Genomic DNA, 4,724 nt, shown 5'->3' with positions numbered 1-4,724 from the left:
CATTTCTCCCCGTATAGAGACGGGGAGAAAGGGCAGTTGCAACGCCGCCGTCAGTCCTTCTTGGGCACGGCAACGCGCAGCGCCAGGTCGCGAAGCTGCTGCGGGCTCGCTTCCGACGGTGCGTTCATCAACAGATCGTAGGCCTGCTGGTTCATCGGGAACATGGTGATCTCACGCAGGTTCTTGGCGCCGAGCAGCAGCATGACGACGCGGTCGACACCGGCGGCCATGCCGCCATGCGGCGGCGCGCCATACTGGAAGGCGCGGTAGAGGCCGCCAAAGCGCTCCTCGACCGTGGCGCGATCCAGCCCGACCGTCTCGAATGCCTTGACCATGGTTTCGGGCAGATGGTTGCGGATACCGCCGCTGGCGATCTCGAAGCCGTTGCAGACCATATCGTACTGGAACGCCTTGATGCCGAGCAGGTCCTCGCCATTCAGCGCATCGATGCCACCTTGCGGCATCGAGAACGGGTTGTGGGCGAAGTCGATCTTCTTCTCTTCCTCGTTCCACTCGAAGAACGGGAAGTCGACGATCCAGCACAGTTCGAAACGCTCGCGGTCGACAAGGTTCAGCTCCTCGCCGGCACGGGTGCGCGCAGCCCCCGCGAAGGAGACGAACTTCTTCGGATCCCCGGCGACAAAAAAGGCCGCATCGCCGTCGGCAAGGCCGAGTTGAAGGCGGATCGCCTCTGTGCGCTCCTCGCCGATGTTCTTGGCGAGTGGGCCGGCGCCTTCGAGCTTGTCACCCTCCTTGCGCCAGAAGATATAACCCAGCCCCGGCTGGCCCTCGCCCTGCGCCCAGGAATTCATGCGGTCGCAGAAGGCGCGGCTGCCGCCGGTCTTTGCCGGAATGCCCCACACCTCGGCCTTCGGATCGTTGGCCAGGATGTTGGCGAACACCTTGAAGCCGGAATCGCGAAAATGGTCGGAAACGGCCTGCATTTCGATCGGGTTGCGCAGGTCCGGCTTGTCGGAACCGTATTTGCGCATGGCCACATCATAGGGGATGCGCTGGAAATTCTGCGTCACCGGCTTGCCGTTGGCGAAGGTCTCGAAGACCCCGCGCATGACAGGTTCCATGGTCGAAAGCACGTCGTCCTGCTCGACGAAGCTCATTTCAAGGTCGAGCTGGTAGAACTCACCAGGGAGACGATCGGCGCGCGGGTCCTCGTCGCGGAAGCAGGGCGCGATCTGGAAGTAGCGGTCGAAGCCCGACACCATGATCAGCTGCTTGTACTGCTGCGGCGCCTGCGGCAGCGCGTAGAAGGTGCCGGGATGGATGCGCGACGGCACCAGGAAGTCGCGCGCGCCCTCGGGCGACGACGCGGTGAGGATCGGCGTCGAGAATTCGGTGAAGCCGACCTCGCCCATGCGCTTGCGCATTTCCGCGATGATTTTTGTACGCGCAATGATGTTCTTGTGCAGCGTCTCGCGGCGCAGATCGAGGAAGCGGTATTTCAGCCTGATATCCTCGGGATAGTCAGGCTCGCCGAACACCGGCAGCGGCAATTCCTTGGCGGCCGACAGCACCTCGATCTCGCGGGCGAAGATCTCGATCTCGCCGGTCGGCAAATTGGCGTTGGCGGTCTCGGGCAAACGCGCCTTGACCTCGCCGTCGACCCGAATGACCCACTCGCCGCGCACGGTTTCGGCGACCTTGAAGGCAGGAGAATCCGGATCAGCGACGATCTGGGTCAGGCCATAATTGTCGCGCAGGTCGATGAAGAGAAGGCCGCCATGATCGCGCACGCGATGCACCCAGCCCGACAGGCGAACGGTCGAGCCGACGTCGCTCTTCCTCAACTGGGCACAGGTATGGCTGCGGTAACGGTGCATTGTCATTGGTAAGGTCCGGGGTGCTGGGTTGCAGGCCGAAGCATCCGGCCTGAAAATTTGCGCGAAAAGCGCATGGGAGGCCGGATTTGTCAAGGCAACAGCCCGGGTTGATATCTCGGCCCCGCTTTCCCAGGCGACCTATGAGCCCAGTGCCGATAGGCGAAGACGCTGAGCAAGGTGATCGACGACCAATGCAGCGCTGGCGGACGACGTTGCGGCACGATGAAGGCGAATCTCCGCCCCCGGCAGCGGCGGTACATGCCGGCCGGGATGGACATCTCGCAGGCCTGGCGCAAGCATGCTGCCTTTAACCACGGTGACCGCCAGGCCCTGTTCGACAATTGCCTCCGTGGCTGAGAGGCTCGGGCTGACATAGGCCAACCGCCATGGCCGGCCTGCCTTGTTGAGCGCCTCAATGGCCCAGGAACGAAACAGGCAATCGGGGCTCGACAGAGCGACGGGCAGCGGATCGAGTTCCTCGACGGCCCGCGTCGCCGCCGCCGCCCAAATCGCCCTTTCGCGGCATATCAAATCCCCCTCGGTTGTGCCTTCCGGGTGCATGGCGATGACGGCGTCGAACGACGACCCAAGCCGTTTCAGGAGCCGGGTGGTGAGACCAATCTCCATTTCGACCTGCACCAACGGAAATCGCTCGGCGATGCCGGCAAGGAGGCGCGGCAGGATCTTGGTGCCATAACCTTCCATGACCCCGATGCGAACCTGTCCGGCCACCTGCTGACCGGAAACACGCGCAATCGCCTGCTCATTGAGAGCAAGTATGCGGCGGGCATCGATCAGAAAGCCCTCCCCGGCGGCGGTGAGTTCAACGCGGGCTGTCGAGCGCGCGAACAAGATGGTCTCGATGCGCTCCTCAAGACGTTTCACCTGCAAGCTGACGGCCGCCTGCGTTCTATTGAGCTGCTCGGCGGCTCGCGTGAACGAGAGGCGCTCGGCAACGACGACGAAGGCCCCCAGAAGGTCCGGATCCAGATTCGGGATGCTCATTATTCGATTCCTTATGGCCCGCCTTCCCGATATTCCCGGTTCCGAGCCAGCAAGGTCGGGAACCATGGAAATCACAGGAGTGCTCGCCGCGATTCTCTCCAGCGCTTTTGGGGGCACCGCCGTTGGCGCAACGCGATATCTCGCGGGCACGCTCGATCCTCTCGCTATCGGTGCGGTCCGGTTCGGCGGCGGCTTTCTGGTTTTGGCCGCCGTAGCCCTTTGGCGGCGGGACATTTGGCCGCCGAAGAGCGACTGGCTCGGCACCGGTGCATTGGGTCTTCTGTTCTTCGGGCTGTTTCCGGTGCTCTTCAATGGCGCCCTTGTCTACACGACGGCCGCGCGAGGTGCGCTCGCGCTTTCGACACTGCCCCTGCTCACCATGCTTGCCGCGGCCGTTATGAAGATCGAGCCGCCGACCATCCGCAAGATCGTCGGTGTCCTGATCGCAATGGCAGGAGTGGCCGTAGCGGTCGGCACGAGCCTGACGACTGCTCCCCCAGATGCCTGGCGCGGAGATCTTCTCATGGTCGCGGCCGCTTTCTGCATGGCGCTCTACAACGTCTGGTCGAGACCATTTCTATCCCGCACCGCGCCAATCCCGTTCGTGGCGTTTGGCATGGGCGTGGGCGCGGTCTGCCTATCGGTCCTGGTGGTTTCGAGCGGAGGCTTCGCGCGACTTGCCACTCTCAGTGCACCTCAGTGGATCGCGAGCGCTTATCTGGCCATAATTTGCGGCGCCTTCATTTTCTTCCTTTGGGCATTCGCGCTCGAGCGCGCGCCGCCGACACTGGTTGCCGTCTCCGTTGCGGTGAATCCGGTGACGGCATCGATCTTCGGTGTTGTCTTCCTGGGCGAACAAGTGAGCGCGAACCTGATTGTCGGGCTGATGGCAGTCCTCGCAGGAATAGGCGTCGCAACGGGAGCAGCCGAGCGGCTTGGCCTGCGGCCCGACGATCGGCAGTCACGTCGAAGGCAGCCCTGAGCGCTGACCAAGCAAAACGGGGGAAACGAATCCAGGCGAATACAGCGATCATCCCTGTTGGCGCAGGGAATTGCTGCTGGCGTTGGCCAGGGCGATGGTCCAAGAAGGGATCACCGACACGTGATCGCCTCTTCATGTCCTCCATCCGCCCGATGATCCCGCTTCTTCTCGCCGCCGGCATCTTGCTCGGCGGCAATGGGCTGCAGAGCACGCTGATCGCGCTGCGCGGCGCGCAGGAAGGGTTTTCGGCTTCCGACATCGGCCTGATGGGCACCTTCTACTTCGCCGGCTTCCTGCTCGGCTGCCTGGCCATCACCCGCATCATGAAGGCGGTCGGCCATATCAGGGCATTTTCGGCGCTGGCGGCAATCGCCTCGGTCGGCACCTTGCTCCTGGTGCTGGTCATCGATCCGGTGATGTGGTGCGCGGTGCGCCTTGCTGGCGGCTTCTGCTTCGCCGGGCTGTTCACCATCGTCGAAAGCTGGCTGAATTCCGGCGTCGGCAATCACGACCGGGCACGCGTGCTGGCGATCTACCGGATGGTCGACATCGGTTCGGTGACATCAGCCCAGTTCCTGATCCCGGTCTTCGGCGCCGGCGGTTTCGCCATCTTCGCCATCATGTCGATGATGATCACCTTGTCGCTGGTGCCGGTGTCGCTCGGCGACCGCTCCAACCCGGCACCACCCGAAGAGGTCAAGCTCGACCTGGCGCGCGTCTGGCGGATTTCGCCGCTGGGCTGCTTCGGCTGCATCGCCGTCGGCGTCACCAACAGCGCCTTTCGCACCTTGTCGCCGGTCTATGCCGAGCAGATCGGCATGTCGGTCGCCGATGTCGTCACCTTCGTCAGCGTCGGCATCTTTGGCGGCGCCATCATCCAGTATCCGCTTGGCTACCTC

The 4,724-nt window shown here is 63.3% G+C and carries 4 protein-coding genes; 2 read left to right on the top strand and 2 right to left on the bottom strand.

Annotation, left to right across the window (positions count from 1 at the left end; all coding sequences use genetic code 11):
* Positions 1 to 50: 50 nt before the first annotated feature.
* Entirely contained in the window at positions 51 to 1,838 is a 1,788-nt protein-coding gene (gene aspS / locus EOB59_RS33610; RefSeq protein ID WP_164873999.1) for an aspartate--tRNA ligase, read from the bottom strand.
* Between the two features lie 138 nt (positions 1,839 to 1,976).
* Positions 1,977 to 2,843, bottom strand: a complete 867-nt coding sequence (locus EOB59_RS33605) for a LysR substrate-binding domain-containing protein (protein ID WP_128290222.1) — start codon at positions 2,841 to 2,843, stop codon at positions 1,977 to 1,979.
* Positions 2,844 to 2,922: 79 nt separating this feature from the next.
* Here EOB59_RS33605 and EOB59_RS33600 point away from each other — a divergent pair, with 79 nt between their 5' ends.
* Positions 2,923 to 3,825, top strand: coding sequence for a DMT family transporter (locus EOB59_RS33600; protein ID WP_348639554.1), 903 nt, complete (start codon positions 2,923 to 2,925; stop codon positions 3,823 to 3,825).
* A 134-nt stretch (positions 3,826 to 3,959) separates the two neighbouring features.
* On the top strand, positions 3,960 to 4,724 hold a 765-nt coding region (locus EOB59_RS33595), incomplete at its 3' end, for an MFS transporter (RefSeq protein ID WP_128290221.1).

Source organism: Mesorhizobium sp. M7A.F.Ca.MR.176.00.0.0, from assembly GCF_004023165.1.
GTDB lineage: Bacteria > Pseudomonadota > Alphaproteobacteria > Rhizobiales > Rhizobiaceae > Mesorhizobium.
The sequence above is the reverse complement of the archived record's forward strand: the minus strand, read 5'-3'. Positions and strand labels throughout refer to the sequence as shown.

What these genes read in the sequence shown, in the direction of transcription:
- EOB59_RS33605 (WP_128290222.1), bottom strand. Translation starts at nt 2,843, where the DNA reads ATGAGCATCCCGAATCTGGATCCGGACCTTCTGGGGGCCTTCGTCGTC.
- aspS (WP_164873999.1), bottom strand. Translation starts at nt 1,838, where the DNA reads ATGCACCGTTACCGCAGCCATACCTGTGCCCAGTTGAGGAAGAGCGAC.